We start from the raw sequence: 16,118 nt of genomic DNA on the forward strand, positions 1-16,118 counted from the left end.
TTCTCTCGCGAACGAAACATCGCGAGCAAAATGCATCGCCCAAGCGATGCGCTCGTAACGAGAGGATAAGAAGATAATGTCGCTTCGACTAAACAGCGCGAGCACTTGCCGTCGATCTGGTCGGAAATTCCTATTTGCTGGCTGGATTGCAAGCGCCCTTGCGATGGGGGCCGTCCTTCTTGGCCCAGCGCCCGCGATTGCCGATGGTGGGCAGTGGGTCGGCACGTGGTCGGCCAGTCCACAACCGGTCTGGGGAGGGGATTTCGCCTTCCCGACAAAAATCCCTGCAAGGGTGAAAGATCGTACTTTCCGACAGATTGTTCGAATTAGTCTTGGAGGCAAGAGACTGAGGTTTGTTTTCTCAAACACCTATGGAAAACAGCCTTTGAAAATTGGCGGAGCCAGCGTTGCTCCGGCTGGTCAGCAGGCGGCAGTAACCACGTCGACCATCCGAAAGCTCACTTTTGGCGGTAAATCGAGCGTCGTCATACTGCCCGGCGCACCGGCGGTTAGTGATCCGGTGGATTTGCAAACCGATGCACAATCGCGGCTCGCGGTTTCGACTTTTCTGCCGGATGAAACGGCCCTGGACACCTTCCATTGGGATGGCCGTCAGACAGCATGGTTCGGCAACGGTAACCTTACTGCGGCGGGCGACTTCCCGGCAATTGACACGACCGATGCACGCATTCTTTTAACAGATGTTCTGGTCGATACCCTTAACGAAGGTGCAGTCGTCATCATCGGCGATTCCATTACCGATGGTAACGGAGCGACAGTGGATGCAGACTCGCGCTGGCCCGATTTTCTTGCAAAGCGGCTTGCGCCCCGACGCATCGCCGTCCTTAACGCGGGTATTTCCGGCGCCCGCCTGCTCGAGGACAAAATGGGTGTTAACGCAGTTGCCCGTTTGGAGAGCGATGTACTGTCCAAGCCCAACGTGAAGGCGCTCATCGTATTCATCGGCATCAACGATATTTCGTGGCCAGGCACTGCCTTTGCTCCGAACTCCAAGCGACCGAGCGTTGAGGCTATGATCGAGAGCTACGGGCAGCTCATCGCGTTGGCACACGCGCGCAACATCCGTGTCATTGGCGCGACACTGACACCATTCGAGGGGGCGCTTTCTGGGACCCCGCTCGAGGGCTACTACAACGCCGACAAGGACGCGCTTCGCAACGAGATCAATCAGTGGATTCGCAAGAGCGGTGCGTTCGACGCGGTGGTCGATTTTGATGCGCTTCTTCGCGATCCAGACAATAACGCCCGCATCACGCCAGCATTCGATTCCGGCGATCATCTTCACCCCGGTGATAAGGGCAATCTGACAATGGCCGAGTCGATTAATCTCGAAACGCTGCTCGGGCGCTGATCGTCAGTGGGGTTCGGGCAGTGCTTCGCGCTCGAGCCACTCCGGGTCGATTTCCGGTAGTGGGATCGCGTCGAGCAGCGCGCGGGTATAGGCTGACTTCGGATCAGCGAAGACTTGTTCGCACGCTCCCGCCTCGACGACCTTGCCGAAACGAAGCACATAGACGCGGTCGCAGATGGCCCGAATGACGCTAAGATCGTGACTGATGAAGGCCATGGAAAGGCCCATATCACGCGACAGGTCTTTCATCAGGTTGAGTACCTGCGCCTGCGTCGAAACGTCAAGGCCGGAGACGATTTCGTCAGCCAGAACGAAATCCGGTTCGAGAAGGGCGGCGCGGGCGATGCCAACTCGCTGGCGCTGACCGCCCGAGAGTTCGTGGGCATTGCGGTCAAGCACGACCTCGGGCAGGGTGAAGCGGTCGAGAATTTTGAGAACCTTCGCCTCGGCCTCAGCGGCGTTGGCCGCCAATCCGTGCAACAGCATTGGCTCCACCAGAATGCGGCGAATGGAATGGCGCGGATTGAGCGATGCCATCGGGTCCTGGAAGATCATCTGCATACGTCGGCGCAGCGGTCGCATCCTGTTATCGGGCAGACTGGTGATATCCTGACCGTCGAACCGGATTTCGCCGGCGGAGATGTCGACGAGGCGCAGCAGCGCCCGACCAAGCGTTGTCTTACCCGAGCCGGACTCGCCGACGATGCCGATCGTTTCGCCGCGCGCGATGTCGATGTCGATGCCATGCAGTACCTTGTGGCCAGCAGACTTGCTGAAAAGGCCACCCGCACCGTAAGCGACTTCTATGCCGCGAGCTGTGAGAAGCATGTTGGTCATCAGCTTTTTCCGATCTCGGCGCGCAGTTGCTCGAATACCGACTGTGGCACCGGCTCCAAGCCACTATTGGGGCGGTCGTAGCGCGGGCCAGCCGCCATCAGCGCCTTGGTGTAGATGTGCTTGGGTCGCTGCAGGACATCGGCGGTGCTGCCCTGCTCGATCACCTTACCGGAGTAGAGCAGCGTTACGCTGTCACAGATTTGGGCAACGACGCCCAGATCATGCGTCACAAATATGACGCCCGTGCCATGAGTGCGCTGCATGCCGCGAATGAGGCGAAGGATCTGCTTTTGCACGGTCACGTCGAGCGCGGTTGTCGGTTCGTCGGCAATCACGAGCTTGGGTTCGAGCGCAAATGCCGAGGCAATCAGCACGCGCTGGCGCATGCCGCCCGATAGCTCATGCGGATAAGCGCGCAGAACCCGCTCCGGATCGCGGATATGCACTTCCTCCAGCAGGGTCAGCGCGCGTTCACGGGCCGCCTTGCTTGACAGGCCGCGCTTGAGGCGCAAGCCGTCGGTCAGTTGGGCCTCGATACGACGGCCTGGATTAAGCGCCGTCTGCGGGTCCTGCGGGATGAGCGAGATTTCACTGCCCATGATCTGGCGTAATTGCGGAGCCGGTATGGTCAGGAGGTCGCGACCCTCGAAATTGATGGTGCCGCGGGTAATGCGGACCGTGCGCGGCAGGATACCAAGCAGCGCCTTGGCGATGGTCGATTTGCCGGCGCCGCTCTCACCGACGAGGCCGCGGACCTCGCCGCGCCCGAGTGTCAATGCGACATCACGAAGAACGGGCGAGCCGCCATCCCGATCCGAGACCGCCGACAGGCTGTTGATGGAGAGAAGGGGTTCGGTCATCGGCGCATCATCGGGTCAAGGGCGCGGCGCAGGCCGTCGCCGAGCTGGTTGAAGGCAAGAACGGTCAGGAAAAGCATCACGAGAGGCGCCACCAATACCCACCATCCCTGATAGATGATCTGTCGGCCCTGCGCGATCATGCCGCCCCAGGTTGGCGTGTCGGACGAGACGGAAAGACCGACGAATGAGAGAATAGCCTCGACGATGACGGCGATACCCATTTCCAGGCTGATGAGCGCGATCAGGACCGGGGCGACATTCGGCAGGATCTGGCCGATCAGGATCTTGAAGCGCGAGAAGCCGAGAACTTGCGCTGCCGTTACATAGTCCATCCGCGCCTGCGCCATCGTTTCCGAACGGACGACACGACAGAAACGCGTCCAGTCGATGATGACGATGGCTGCGATGACCGAATGCACGCCCGCGCCGAAGACTGCCACCAGCAGGATCGATAGCAGTACCGGCGGGAACGCCATCCAGATGTCGACGAGACGTGAGATGACGGCGTCCACCCAGCCGCGATACCAGCCTGCGAGCAGTCCGAGTGCGGTGCCAACCAGTGCTGCAAGACCTGCGGCGATGAAGGCGACCAGCAAGGCGACGCGTGTGCCGTGGATCAGGCGCGAAAGCACGTCGCGACCAAGATCGTCGGTGCCAAACCAGTAACCGGGCTCGGTGCCAGCATAGCCTGCTGGTGGCAGCGTGGCGAGCATCAGATCCTGTTCGAGCGGATCCTTGGGTGCAAGCCACGGCGCAAAGATGGCAACCAGTATCAGGCAGAGAATAAAGCCGCCGCCGAGAATTACCTTGGGTTCAGAAAGCGCCGCGCGCAGTGACTTAACCATGGCGCAGCCTCGGATTGAATGCGGCGACGAGGACGTCAACCATAATATTGATAACGATGAACAGGGCGCCGAAGACGAGGACAAGGCCCTGAATGAGTGGCAGGTCGCGGTTGATGACAGCGTCGATTGCCATATTGCCGATGCCGGGATAGGCGAAGATACGCTCAACGATGACTGTGCCGCCGATCAGGAAGGTGAACTGCACTCCGGTCAGCGCGATGGTGGGGCCAACGGCATTGCGCAGTGCCTCTTGCAACACCAGCCGTAACGAGGACATGCCCTTGAGCTTGGCGAGCAGCACATAGTCCTGCACCATGGCTTCGAGCAGCGCCTCCTTCAGCACGCGGGCGATAATCGCCGCGAGCGGCAAACCGAGCGCCAGTACTGGCATGGTCATATGGGCGGCGATGTCGGCGAACTGCGCGAAGCGCAGGCGTAGCAGGCTTTCGAACAGATAGAAGGGGGTTGCAAAATTGCTCTGCACGCTCGGATCGATCCGCCCGGACAGAGGTAATATGGGGAAGAACACACCCAACACCAACACAAGTGCCAGTGCCCAGACGAAGTCGGGCACAGCCAGCACCACGCCGTTGACGGTATCGATGACGGGTTCGGCAGGGGTGCGGCGCACGAGCGTGCCAGCAATCGCCACGGCAGCGCCGAGCAGAATAGCGAAGATCAGTGCGATGAAGGCGAGCTCAAGGGTTGCTGGCAGGCGTTCGGACAACAGTTCCAGAACATTGCGGCGCAGCGAGATGGAGGTGCCGAAATCTCCTGAAAGCAGTGACGTCAGCCAGATACTGAACTGGCTGAAGATACTGCCATCGAGTCCATAGTTCGCGCGAAGCTGCGCGATCTGTTCCGGTGTAGCGCCCGGCGAGATCATCATGGCGATAGGGTCGCCGGGAACGACGCGCAACAGGACAAAAACCACAACTGCAACCCCAAACAGGGTCACCGTCGCGAGAACCAGACGGTTCAGGATAGAAAGAGCAAGCAAATGCATGGTTATGGAGTCTCGCGCAGGCAGACGTAGACACTATACTGGTGTGTCCGGCCAAGCAGGCCGGACATCAATCAAGCAATGGAAGGCTGGCACAGCGCGTGCCCGGCCAACATGCTATCAAGCCTTTGATACCAAGGTTGGTTGCAGCGCGCCCGAAACATTCGGGGTGACCTTCAGCGTTGATTTATAGACAATAGGCTGTGCGTATTGCAGCAACGGCAGCACGTAACCTTGCTCCGCAATATACTTGCAGACGGCTTTCCAGCCAGCGATGCGCTTGGCCTCGTCTTTCTCACCCCAAAGCGGAACGATCATGCCATCCAGATCGTCGGTGTTCCATACCGAGTGGGGCGAAGGGCCGAACATGGCGAAGCCTGTTGAGGTGGTCGGGTCGCCGATCGCATTGCCCCAGTTGTAGAAGGCAGCTGGTGCAAGCTGGTCGGCGGCGCGCAACTCATAGTGCTTGGCTATCTCATAGACCTCTATCTCAGCTTCGATGCCGACCTTGCGCCACATGCCCACAATGGCCTGAACCATTTCGTAGTCCTTCGGCTTCAGGCCACGGGTGGTCTGAATCTTGAACTTCACCGGTTTGTCGGTCGAATAGCCGGAGTCGGCCAGCAGTTTTTTGGAGAGTTCGGGATCGTAAGGAACCTTGATTGATGGATCATAGGCCGAATATTCCGGCGCTTCGAGCGTGTCGATTGGTACGCCGTAGCCACGCAGCAGGCGCTTGACGATAGCTTGCTTGTCAACGGCGTGACAGGCGGCCAAGCGCACATTCTTGTCGTTCATGACTTCGATATTGTTAAGGAAGATCATGCCGATATCCGAGATCGGAGTCGCGACGCCTGCCAGACCGTTCTTTTCCTTCAGGCGGTCGAATTCTTCATACGGGATTTCAAGCGTGACGTCGGACGAGCCGGATTCGATCTCGGCAACCCGGCTGGTGCCATCCGGCACGAACTTGAAGATCACAGTTTCGAAAGCTGGCTTGCCGCCCCAATAATTTGGGTTGGCCTTAAGGCGCAGGAAGGCGTTGCCTTCATAGGCGTCAACCATATAGGGGCCTGTGCCGACAGGCTTCTTCTCGAAGCCCTCCGCGCCCACTTTCTCATAATAGGCTTTGGGCAGGATGTAGCCTGTGAGGAAGGCCATCCACATGAAATAGGTGGGTTCGAAGCGCAGCACATCGCCAGTGATCTTGTTGCCTTCGATCTTGTAGTTGCCGACAGTGGACCAGACGAACTGGATCGGGTTGCCGGTCTTTTCGTCGGCGGCGCGCTCCAGCGCCCAGACCACATCTTCCGGGGTGAACGGCGAGCCGTCATGCCAGGTCACACCCTCGCGAACATCCATCCAGACCTTGGTCTTGTCGTCGTTCCAGCCCCAGCCTGTCAGCAGGCCCGGAACGAATTTGAGGTCGGGGTCCTGGCCGATATACTGGTCGAAAATCGAGCGGTAGATTGCCTGAATCGTCGGATTGACCGCCGACGGACCGACGGTCGGATCGAAGGACGGAAGATTGACGTTGAAAGCGATGGTAAGCGTGTCGGTTTCTGCCGCCTGCACCGGCAAACGCCCTGCCAGAATGCTCGTCAAAAAAGCAGCAACGCCCATACCCAACGTCTGGCGACGGGTGAATTCAGTCATGTTTTGCTCCGCGTTCCCCTGATCCCGGCTTTTTGAGCGTTCCCGCGCTCGCCAAGGTTATTTATTGGTCGGAATATTTTAATCTTAAAATAGCGGCGTTTGACTGGCAAGCGAATTGTACGGTCAGGAAACAATTTTAGGTCGAGCTATATGCCTATGCATATTACTTCGTTTTCATTTTCGCCCTTTGCCCTAAGTAAGTACAAGCTCAAGCAGTCCTTATTTGCAGTTTTACGAACTTGAAGAGCAAGAAATATGATTCTGCATGGGTTCAAAGATGCAGTCGCAGATGCTACCGCACCCGTTTAACGACAATCCTATTTCAGCGAGGCCGCGAGCAGCATGCCGGAGCCGCCTCCCAAGCCGGGGCCGGGATGGGTCGATGCGCCGATATGATAAAGACCGGGAACGTGGGTGCGGTGGTTGACCGATGACTTGAACGGACGCCAGATGAAAAACTGATCGACGCCGCAGAAGCCCCCATAGGGGTCGCCGCCCACGAGGTTCATATTCATGGATTCAAGATCGGCTGGTGAATACGCCTTGCGGGCGATGATCGTCTCGGCGAAGCCTTCGATGTGCTGGGCAAGGATGCGCTCGACACGGTCGGCATAGTGTTCGCGCAGTTCGTCGGTCCAGCGGCCATCGGCAGGCGTGGCGAGTTCTCCGGCAGCATCGCCTTCGATGTGTCGCGGGGCTTCAGGCAATTGTAGCCAGAGGATCGCCTGGCCTTCCGGCGCGCGGGATGGGTCGAGCGCGGTCGGCTGGCCGACGCAGATGGTCGGCACCGCTGGCAGCATGCCACGGTCACATTCATTCGCCGCACGAGACACACCGTTGAGGCCCGGTGTAAGATGCAAGAGCGCAACTTTCGACAAGTCCTCGCCGCCCTTCCAGCGCGGCGGCGACTTGAGCGCGTAGTGTATCTGCATGTCGCCCTTGCCATAGCGATAAGCTCGCAGCCCATCCGCAATATCTGAGGGCAGCGGCCTGCTGGAGCCCTTCAGCAGGTGTCCATAAAGCTGGTTGGGCGTGACCGATGCAATGACACCCTTGCCTGCCTCCAGCACCTCGCCATCGGCAAGCTTAACACCCGTGGCCTGTCCTTTGTGGTCCTCCAGTATTGCATCCACATCCGCGCCGGTGCGAATGGTGCCGCCCTGATCCGTAATGAGCTGCGTGAACGCCTTGACGAGATTTTCGGCGCCGCCTTTGACAATCGGACAACCCGCCAGTTCGATGGCAAAACCGATGACCCGGAGCATTGCCGCAGAATAAGTGCTTTCGGGATTGAGCCCGCAATGAAGGACCCAAGGGGCAAAGAGCCCGCGCATCACATCCGACTGATAGGTGGTTTCAAGATGATGGCGGCCATTGACGAGCGCCTCGGCGAACCACGCGGCGAGATTGCGGGGCCCGCGTTTCCAGGCTTCCTTCAGCACGATCTTGAATATGCCGCCGGACCAGAGCGAGCCGCCTAGCAGCGAGAACATGAAGGGTGCGTCGGCACCCATCCGGTCCATCTCACAGGCAAAGGACTTGCCGTCGCCCTCGGCGAGCGCGTCGAAGGCAGCGATGTTGGCTTTACGGTCTTTGGACAGGATTGCATGCCGCCCGTCCGCCAGTACGACGCCGGTGGGCAGGTCTGCGTGGGCGAATTCGAGGCCTCGCGCCTCCAGATCCTTGCCAAGCGCAGCATAGGCGGGCGAGGTCAGGAACAGCACCATGGTCGTTGCCATGACGTCGTGACGGAAGCCCGGTGCAGTGATCTCTTCCGTGCGCAGGCAGCCGCCGAGACGGTCATTGCGCTCGAGCAGCAGAACCTTTTTGCCCTTTTTGCCAAGCATGGCGGCCGCTACCAGTGCGTTTATGCCGCTGCCGACCACGATATAGTCATGTGCCGTCATAGTGTCGTCGCTCCCCGAAAAATAGCCTCGCGCTGGCTCGATTCCGATTACTTTATTACCCGTGTTAGCGCGCGTATCGGCGAGCCTGTTCACTCGAGTCCAACTGAGAATTTTGCGACATGGTGCCCCTCATTCGCTTTTTAAAAAAGCTTGATATGAATTTTCTTGAAGCTTAAAAGATATCATATGTGAATGCAACGAAATGCCTGCTCTCAAAGGTGAACTTTACAACATATCGGGCCTTCAAGATCCGCGATGACCTGATGATTTAAATCTGCGAGGTCAGAAGCCTGCCAAAATCGATCTACACTATTATATGCATTTGAAAATAATGGGGGCCTGAATGAGTGGACATGACGTTGAGTTCGATGCAGTGGTCGTAGGCGCGGGGCATAATGGCCTCGCTGCGGCGGTGCATCTGGCGGCAAAGGGTTGGAGTGTTGCTGTTGTCGAAGCGGCAGCTTCTCCTGGCGGGGCGGTGAAGACTCTGGAGTTGACAGAGCCGGGCTTCCGTCACGACTGGGCTGCCATGAACCTTTCGATGTTCGCTGGCTCAGCTTTTCACGCAACCTATGCCGCGGATCTTGCTGCACAGGGTCTCGAATTCGTACCGGCGCAAAATTGCTTTGCCAGTGTCTTTCGCGACGGTACTCATCTTGGCGTTTCCAGCGATGTGACGGTAACGAATGCAAGGATTGCGGAACTGTCGCCCGTCGACGCCGAGGCGTGGGCGACTATGCTTTCTGATTTCGAGCGCAATGCGCCGCATATTTTCGGCCTGCTCGGCTCGCCGATGCCTTCCCTGTCAGCGGTAAGGACAGTCTGGAAGGCCTACAGGTCGCTCGGCATGGATAATCTCTGGCGTATCGCGCAGCTTCTGCTGGCGACGCCACGTGATTTTCTTGACGCGAATTTCGAAAGTCCCAAACTTAAGGCCATGATGGCCGCTTGGGGCCTGCATCTTGATTTCGCGCCCGACGTTGCAGGCGGAGCACTATTTCCCTATCTCGAGTCAATGGCAAATCAGGCGTTCGGCATGGTTATTGGCAAGGGAGGCGCAGATACGATCATTCGCGCGATGGCGGGTCTCCTGCACGAGAAGGGGGGACAACTCATTCTGGGCCAGCGTGTCGAAAAGATCAGTCTCGATAAGGCCGGACGAGCGACGGGCGTGATGTTGTCCGACGGACGGGCGTTGAGTGCGAAGCGAGCGGTGATCGCCAACCTCAATCCCAAGGTGCTGTTTGGCAGTGACATGTTGCCCCAGTCGGCGGTCCCGCAAAAAGTCCACAAGGCGACGAATGCTTTTCGGGCCGGACCCGGCACGATGATGATCCACCTCGCCATGGACGAGTTGCCAAACTGGACTGCGGGCGCTGAACTCAAGCGCTTCGCTTATGTTCATATTGCCCCGGACCTTGCCATGATGGCGCGGGTTTACGCGGAAGCTATGGATGGATTGCTGCCTGGAGAACCGGCCCTTGTGGTTGGCCAGCCCACGGCCATTGATCCATCGCGTGCACCGGAAGGCAAGCATCTTCTCTGGGTGCAGGTCCGTGTCCTCCCGGCGGAGATCAAGGGCGATGCGATGGGAGAGATCGCTGTTGCGGATTGGAACAGTGCGAAGGACGCCTATGCCGATCGGGTCATCGGAATCCTTGAGCGCTATGCGCCCGGGATCAGCGGCATGATCCGGGGGCGCTCGGTCTTTTCACCCGCAGACCTTGAACGTGAGAACGCCAATCTTATCGGCGGTGACAATTTGAGCGGCTCACACCATCTCGATCAGAATTTCCTGTTCCGCCCCATTGCAGGATACTCGCGCTACAAAACGCCCGTCCGCTCACTTTATATGTGCGGCGCCTCCACCTGGCCCGGTGCTGGCACCGGCGCCGGCTCTGGCTTCATGCTTGCAAAGATGCTTGCCGGAAACTGATGGGTGGCGGGGTCAGGTTCTGACTCCCAATCCGACTATGTTGAATATCGCGCCAACGCGAACTGTTCTATTGACCAGGACGGTTGGCGCAATTCTACCAGATCCGCGATAATACGAGCCATGCCCGGACCTATGCCGAAACCGTGGCCGCTCATTCCTGTGGCAATCGTAAGCCCGCTTATACTGGCTTGATCCACGACGGGCAACACGTCTGGCATGGTGTCGATCATACCAGCCCAACTTCGTATAATGCGCGGTGTCCCGATCTTCGGAAATGCCGCAGCGAATTGCTTGAGAACCCGGCTGAGCTCTTTCTGGTTGGGCTTCGGATCCAGTACACGGCACCGCTCAAACGGCGTTTCGTCTATTTTCGACCAGCGTCGGGGCGTTCGCCATGCATCTGGATAATTCTGCGGAGCGGAAAGCCGGAACCGCGTGCTTGTAAAGTCCTCGCGCAACTGTGGAATGTAAGCTGAAAAGTTTCTGAAGGCATCCGGACCGATGAAGAAATCATGTGTGGACCAAGGTGTTAATGTGTAGCTCCCGTCAGTGCGACGCCGGAACGCGATGCGGTCATCGGCGGCAGCGGCATCGTGCGGCGCTGTCGCCAGTTCTATCTGCAAGGCAGAAGATAGGACGGACAGTTGGGGGAGATGAATGCCGTGCCGTTTCAAAAACAGGGCGCTCCACGCGCCAGCCGCAACTACCACTCTCTCACATTTTACATAGCCGCTCTCAGTGGCGACACCTTGAATGTGATTGCCTGTAATGTCCAATGTGCGAATGGCGCAGTTTTCGCGAATGATGACACCGTCTTCAGCGGCTGCCTGAGCCAATGTCGGGACCGCAACGAACGGTTCAGCCATAGCATCGGACGGTGTGGTCATGCCGCCAATCCAGCCCCTACCTTCGGATATCATCGCGCCAACTTCGCGTTGGGATAACATGCGCGTATCGACGCCGTATTGGCGCGCACCGTCAAGCCATTGCTCGAATTTTTCGAGCTTGGCTTTGCTGCGTGCGAGATAAGTAATGCCTTTCTGGCGAAAGCCGATCTGCTCGAGGATCTTCTCGTTTAGGCTTTTCCAGAGAGGGATCGTGTCCATCATGATGGGCAGTTCTGCGTAATCACGACCCTGTTGACGGATCCAGCCCCAGTTTCGGCTGGATTGTTCGCCAGCGATGCGACCTTTCTCGCAGAGAAGGACCTTCAATCCACGTTTCCGCAGTTCCCAGGCCGCCATAACTCCAATGATGCCGCCGCCGATAATCGTTACGTCAACAACATCAGGAAGGAGGCCATCGAATTGCGGAGTGTTATCAAGATTAATAGGAAATGCAGACATCGGATTTCAGAATCTCGTGGGGCTGTATGGTGTAATATCGATAGCAGGCGTACGCTCGCCGACCAGATCAGCAACAAGCTGGGCGGTTATAGCGGAGAGAGTCACTCCCAGATGCCCGTGTCCGAACGCATAGATCACGTCGCGGCATTTAAGGGCTCGACCGATCACCGGTAATGTGTCGGGCGTTGAGGGTCTATGGCCCATCCATTCAGATGTCGGGCGCCAGTCCTTGAGGGCTGGTACGGCCATCAAAGCCTCCGGCAGTAGCGCGCGAATGCGCTTGTAGTTTGGTGGTGCTTTCAGTCCCGCCAGTTCATCGCCGCTTATCAGGCGCAACCCGTCATGCATTGGAGACAAAACAAAGCCTTTGCCGGGAATGACGACCGGACCACGTAACAATGACTGGGACCCTTCACCGAAGCTGATGTGGTATCCGCGTTCGCTCTCAAGCGAAACCTTGTCTCCAAGTTGCCTTGTTAAAATGGAGGACCATGCACCCGCTGCAATGACCACACGATCAAAGTGCTGCTCTCCGGAGAAAACCCGGAGCGCGACGCCGCCCCGTTCTGAAGGTCGAACTGAGCTGACGTGCTCGCGAACGAAGGCCGCACCAAAAGTATGTGCTGTTTCCAGATAGACGCTTGCGAGTTTCTTCGGAAAGCGGACATTTCCTGCTTTCGGCTGATAGAGGCCCTTAAAACACGAAGCGGGATTGAGCGCCGGTTCAAGATCCAGAAGCGAGGATTGGCTAAGGATTTTGTGGCAGACGTCGTGACGTTCCATAAGTTGGCGTTCAAGTGCAGAGCTTTGGAAATCCTTGGCGCTGTCATAGACTTTCAGCCAACCTTCTTGCGTGATCAGATCCTTGACTGCAGCAATTGCCGTCAGTTCCTGATGCGCGACCAGAGCTTGGGAAACGAGAGGATGCATTGCTGCAGCAATGCGATCAACCGCTGTTGTGGTGCCCGCCGCGATGAAGCGCTTTATCCAAGGCAGCGCTTTCGCGGTATGATGAAGGCGCAAGACTGCCGGAGAGTTGCAGTTAAACATATAGGTTGGCAGAGAGCGGACCACCGCGGGTGTTGCGGTAGGCGTAATCGAACCCGTGACAATAGCGCCCGCGTTTCCATAGGAAGTCCCGGCCCCCGGCTCCTCATCACCAAAAACCGTGACGCTGTGACCTTCTTTGGCAAGAGTGAGTGCGGCGCTACATCCGACAATTCCCGCGCCGATGATGGCAACAGAAAGTCGTTCACCGTTTTGCTGACGATGCTGCATAAGGATCGATCTATCTCAATTATGCGACGAAGGTCGCGTCAGTGGTGGAGGACTTTGCTCAGGAAATCGCGCGTGCGCTCATTTTGCGGGTTCTTGAAGAAGTTTTCCGGTTCGCCGCTTTCAATAATCGAACCACGATCCATGAATACGACACGATCAGCAACGCTTCGGGCGAAACCCATTTCGTGGGTGACAACCATCATTGTCATGCCTTCTTTGGCAAGGCTGACCATGACATCCAGCACCTCGTTGATCATTTCAGGATCAAGCGCTGACGTAGGTTCATCGAACAGCATTATCCGGGGCTGCATGCAAAGTGAGCGCGCAATGGCGACACGCTGCTGTTGACCACCCGACAGCTGGTTCGGATAATTATTCATGCGGTCAGCGAGGCCTACTTTGGCAAGCAGTTCCCTGCCGCGTTTCTCGGCTTCGGCTTTTGATAATCCACGCACATGAATGGGAGCGAGGGTTACATTCTCAAGTGCTGTCTTGTGCGGATACAGATTGAACTGCTGGAAGACAAACCCGACTTCCATGCGCAACTCACGCAAGGCAGCTGCCTTAGAACTCAGATCAATGCTGTCTACGACAAGCTTTCCAGACTGAAAGGCTTCCAGTCCATTGACACATCGGATCAGAGTGCTCTTGCCGGAGCCGGAAGGTCCGCAAACCACGACGACTTCGCCCTTGCTGACTTTCAGATCGATATTGTTGAGCACATGAAGCGCGCTGCCGAACCATTTGTTCAGACCCTGAAATTCAATCATTAGACCTGTCCAATTACAAAATAGGAGATTGCGTGCCGCGTTCGATGCGACGTGAAAGATAGATCATCGGATAGCAGACGATAAAGTAACCGATACCGACGACGCCAAAGACCAGCAGACCGTTAGGAATATTCTGTACGATCATCCAGCCGGAGCGGGTGAGGTCCATGATACCGATCGCGGAAACAACAGAGGAATCCTTGACGAGCAGGATGAATTGTCCAACCAGAGAAGGACGAACAATACGCAAAGCCTGCGGCATGACGATCAACCGAAGCTGTTGAGCATAGGTGAAGCCCGACGCAATTGCCGCCTCGGTCTGCCCGCGCGGAACCGCCTTGATGCCGGAAGCAACGATTTCACCGATAAAGCACGCTGACAGATTCGAAAGTGCTATCACGCCCGCATTGAATGCAGAGAGTTCAACCCCAATCGTTGGCAGAATGAAGAAGCAGATGAAAACCTGAACCAGAAAGGGCGTGCCGCGAAACAGATCGATATAGAACCCGGTTATCGCTGATAGCCATCGATTTCCGCCGGCGCGGAGTACTCCAAGGATCAGTCCAAACACCATCCCGATGACGAGGGACAGGAGTGACAGCGCAACGGTCATCCCAAGGCCCTTCAGCAGAACGGGCCAGAAGTTCAACAAGCGTTCGACTTGAAACCAAAACATATGCGCCTCCTGTTAGCGTTCCGGCATGCGATTGAAACGCGACCAGGTGCCAGCCATTGCCTTGAGCAGATAATAGATCAGCAGGAAGCCCGCAGCTGTCGCTGCAAGCCCTTCAACGGGCATGAAGCGATCAAGCGCGATCTGTTGCCCGACGCGGGTAAGCTCAACGACGGAAATCAGAGAAAGAAGGGACGAATCCTTCACAAGTACGATTGCCTGTCCGATCATCGGCGAAATTGTCGGTCGCACCGCCTGCGGCAGAACGATAAGGCGCATACGCTGCATATAGGTGAAGCCAGAACTTAAAGCCGCTTCGAACTGGCCGCGCGGAATGGAAAGGATGCCCGAGCGAATAATCTCAGCAACATAGGCACCGGAATTGATTGACAGGGCTATGATGCCGATGACCATTTCCGGCAGGATGATGCCGAGACGCGGCAGCCCGAAATAGAGAAAATAGAGTTGTGCGAGCAGCGGAGTCGCCCGGATAAGATCGATATAGGCAATGCCGATCATACGCAGCCAGCGGGTGGGCTGGATGCTGAGCGCACAAGCAACAATGCCTATGATCATTGCGCCGGTGAACCCGGCTGCCGACAACATCAATGTATTCAGAAAACCCTGCCAGAGATCTGGGAGATATTCCGAAATGACCCGTATGTTCAGATTGCCAAACATGTCTCACCGGTTGGATTCAATTTTTGATCAAAGGTGCGGAACGGAATGGTTCCGCACCTTTGTCGGTATCAGTGGTCAGCTTGCCACTTGTTTGAATTGACCCAATAATCCATGTTTTCTTTCAAACGGCCATCGAGCGTCACGTTGTCAAGAAACAGGTTCGTCCAGATCATCAGGTCCTGAGAGTCGTAGCGCACTGCATAGGCAAGCGGTTCTGCGCTAAGCATTTCCGGAAAGACTTCAAATGTGCCTTCAGGATAGTTCTGCACCTGGGCCGCGACCGCCGTGTTGTCGTTTACACCGCATTGGGCTTGGCCGGATGCAACCGCGTCAAGAACCACCGTACCGCCGCCTTTGAACGCCTTCACGGTCGCTTCTGGGAAGTATTTCGGCATGTTCTTTTCCGCAGTCGATCCGAGAATGACAGCGACCGTCGTTCCGGGCTTTTTGCAGTCTTCCACACTCTTGAAGTCGCCGCCTGCAGCGGTGAAAGCGACAGTGCCGACGTGAATCCATGGCTTGGTGAACGCAACCTTGGTCGCACGGCTCATCGTGGCGGTCATGTCTGCTGCCAATATGTCAGCCTTACCGGAAAGAAGCGCCGGGATGAGTCCATCCCAATCGAAATCGAGATATGTTACCTTAACGCCCATTTCCTTGGCCATCAGTTCGGTCAATTCAATGGCGCTTCCTGTCCGCTTACCGTTCCTGTCCATGAATGAATAGGGTGGGCCCTGGGTTTGAACCGCAACGCGCAGTTCGCCGCGGGCGAGGATATCGTCAAGTGTTCCAGCATGCGCTGTCGTGGTCTGCGCAGCCGCTCCCATGAGCGCAACAAACATTGCAGACGCCATGAGTGCATTGATTTTCTTCAACATTTTGTTTCAGTTCTCCCTCGTTAGGCAATAGTCGGCCGTCTCCGCGCAAGGCGGCCAAATAGAACGGTCATTTTGG

Annotated in this window: 14 protein-coding genes; 2 read left to right on the top strand and 12 right to left on the bottom strand. The window is 57.0% G+C overall.

Annotation, left to right across the window (positions count from 1 at the left end):
- Positions 1 to 76: 76 nt before the first annotated feature.
- A complete protein-coding gene (locus WIX40_RS17830) occupies positions 77 to 1,372 on the top strand; it encodes an SGNH/GDSL hydrolase family protein (protein WP_339441152.1) in 1,296 nt (431 codons plus the stop codon).
- A gap of 3 nt (positions 1,373 to 1,375) precedes the next feature.
- On the opposite strand, the gene WIX40_RS17835 is transcribed toward WIX40_RS17830, so the two are convergent.
- The 6 genes from WIX40_RS17835 to WIX40_RS17860 all read right to left on the bottom strand — a co-directional run bounded on the left by WIX40_RS17835 (position 1,376) and on the right by WIX40_RS17860 (position 8,480).
- On the bottom strand, positions 1,376 to 2,209 hold the full coding sequence (locus WIX40_RS17835; protein WP_140025600.1) for an ATP-binding cassette domain-containing protein: 834 nt from the start codon (positions 2,207 to 2,209) through the stop codon (positions 1,376 to 1,378).
- The gene (locus tag WIX40_RS17840) at positions 2,209 to 3,069 is read right to left on the bottom strand and encodes an ABC transporter ATP-binding protein (protein WP_339441155.1); all 861 of its coding nucleotides are present in this window, start codon (positions 3,067 to 3,069) and stop codon (positions 2,209 to 2,211) included. The genes WIX40_RS17835 and WIX40_RS17840 overlap by 1 nt, the downstream gene beginning before the upstream one ends.
- A complete protein-coding gene (locus tag WIX40_RS17845) occupies positions 3,066 to 3,914 on the bottom strand; it encodes an ABC transporter permease (RefSeq protein ID WP_140025598.1) in 849 nt (282 codons plus the stop codon). Before WIX40_RS17845 ends, WIX40_RS17840 begins: the two co-directional genes overlap by 4 nt.
- Complete coding sequence (locus WIX40_RS17850; RefSeq protein WP_371834166.1) at positions 3,907 to 4,914, bottom strand: ABC transporter permease; 1,008 nt, start codon at positions 4,912 to 4,914, stop codon at positions 3,907 to 3,909. Before WIX40_RS17850 ends, WIX40_RS17845 begins: the two co-directional genes overlap by 8 nt.
- Before the next feature lie 123 nt (positions 4,915 to 5,037).
- The gene (locus WIX40_RS17855) at positions 5,038 to 6,573 is read right to left on the bottom strand and encodes an ABC transporter substrate-binding protein (RefSeq protein WP_339441160.1); all 1,536 of its coding nucleotides are present in this window, start codon (positions 6,571 to 6,573) and stop codon (positions 5,038 to 5,040) included.
- A 317-nt stretch (positions 6,574 to 6,890) separates the two neighbouring features.
- The gene (locus WIX40_RS17860) at positions 6,891 to 8,480 is read right to left on the bottom strand and encodes a phytoene desaturase family protein (RefSeq protein WP_339441162.1); all 1,590 of its coding nucleotides are present in this window, start codon (positions 8,478 to 8,480) and stop codon (positions 6,891 to 6,893) included.
- A 343-nt stretch (positions 8,481 to 8,823) separates the two neighbouring features.
- Here WIX40_RS17860 and WIX40_RS17865 point away from each other — a divergent pair, with 343 nt between their 5' ends.
- Positions 8,824 to 10,416, top strand: coding sequence for a phytoene desaturase family protein (locus WIX40_RS17865; protein ID WP_339441164.1), 1,593 nt, complete (start codon positions 8,824 to 8,826; stop codon positions 10,414 to 10,416).
- A 35-nt stretch (positions 10,417 to 10,451) separates the two neighbouring features.
- Here the strand turns inward: WIX40_RS17865 and WIX40_RS17870 are convergent, their stop codons facing one another.
- From WIX40_RS17870 to WIX40_RS17895, 6 genes are all read right to left on the bottom strand, one after another.
- Positions 10,452 to 11,762 (bottom strand): NAD(P)/FAD-dependent oxidoreductase, encoded by a 1,311-nt coding sequence (locus WIX40_RS17870; protein ID WP_339441165.1) that lies wholly within the window; start codon positions 11,760 to 11,762, stop codon positions 10,452 to 10,454.
- Positions 11,763 to 11,768: 6 nt separating this feature from the next.
- Positions 11,769 to 13,040: an NAD(P)/FAD-dependent oxidoreductase gene (locus WIX40_RS17875; RefSeq protein WP_339441166.1), complete on the bottom strand. Its 1,272-nt coding sequence runs from the start codon at positions 13,038 to 13,040 to the stop codon at positions 11,769 to 11,771.
- 38 nt (positions 13,041 to 13,078) lie between these two features.
- Positions 13,079 to 13,810: an amino acid ABC transporter ATP-binding protein gene (locus tag WIX40_RS17880; protein WP_109366159.1), complete on the bottom strand. Its 732-nt coding sequence runs from the start codon at positions 13,808 to 13,810 to the stop codon at positions 13,079 to 13,081.
- 13 nt (positions 13,811 to 13,823) lie between these two features.
- On the bottom strand, positions 13,824 to 14,486 hold the full coding sequence (locus WIX40_RS17885) for an amino acid ABC transporter permease (protein WP_339441168.1): 663 nt from the start codon (positions 14,484 to 14,486) through the stop codon (positions 13,824 to 13,826).
- 12 nt (positions 14,487 to 14,498) lie between these two features.
- Positions 14,499 to 15,164 (bottom strand): amino acid ABC transporter permease, encoded by a 666-nt coding sequence (locus tag WIX40_RS17890; RefSeq protein ID WP_339441170.1) that lies wholly within the window; start codon positions 15,162 to 15,164, stop codon positions 14,499 to 14,501.
- Between the two features lie 68 nt (positions 15,165 to 15,232).
- On the bottom strand, positions 15,233 to 16,042 hold the full coding sequence (locus WIX40_RS17895) for an ABC transporter substrate-binding protein (RefSeq protein ID WP_171317717.1): 810 nt from the start codon (positions 16,040 to 16,042) through the stop codon (positions 15,233 to 15,235).
- Positions 16,043 to 16,118 lie beyond the last annotated feature (76 nt).

Source organism: Ochrobactrum teleogrylli, from assembly GCF_037482325.1.
GTDB lineage: Bacteria > Pseudomonadota > Alphaproteobacteria > Rhizobiales > Rhizobiaceae > Brucella > Brucella teleogrylli.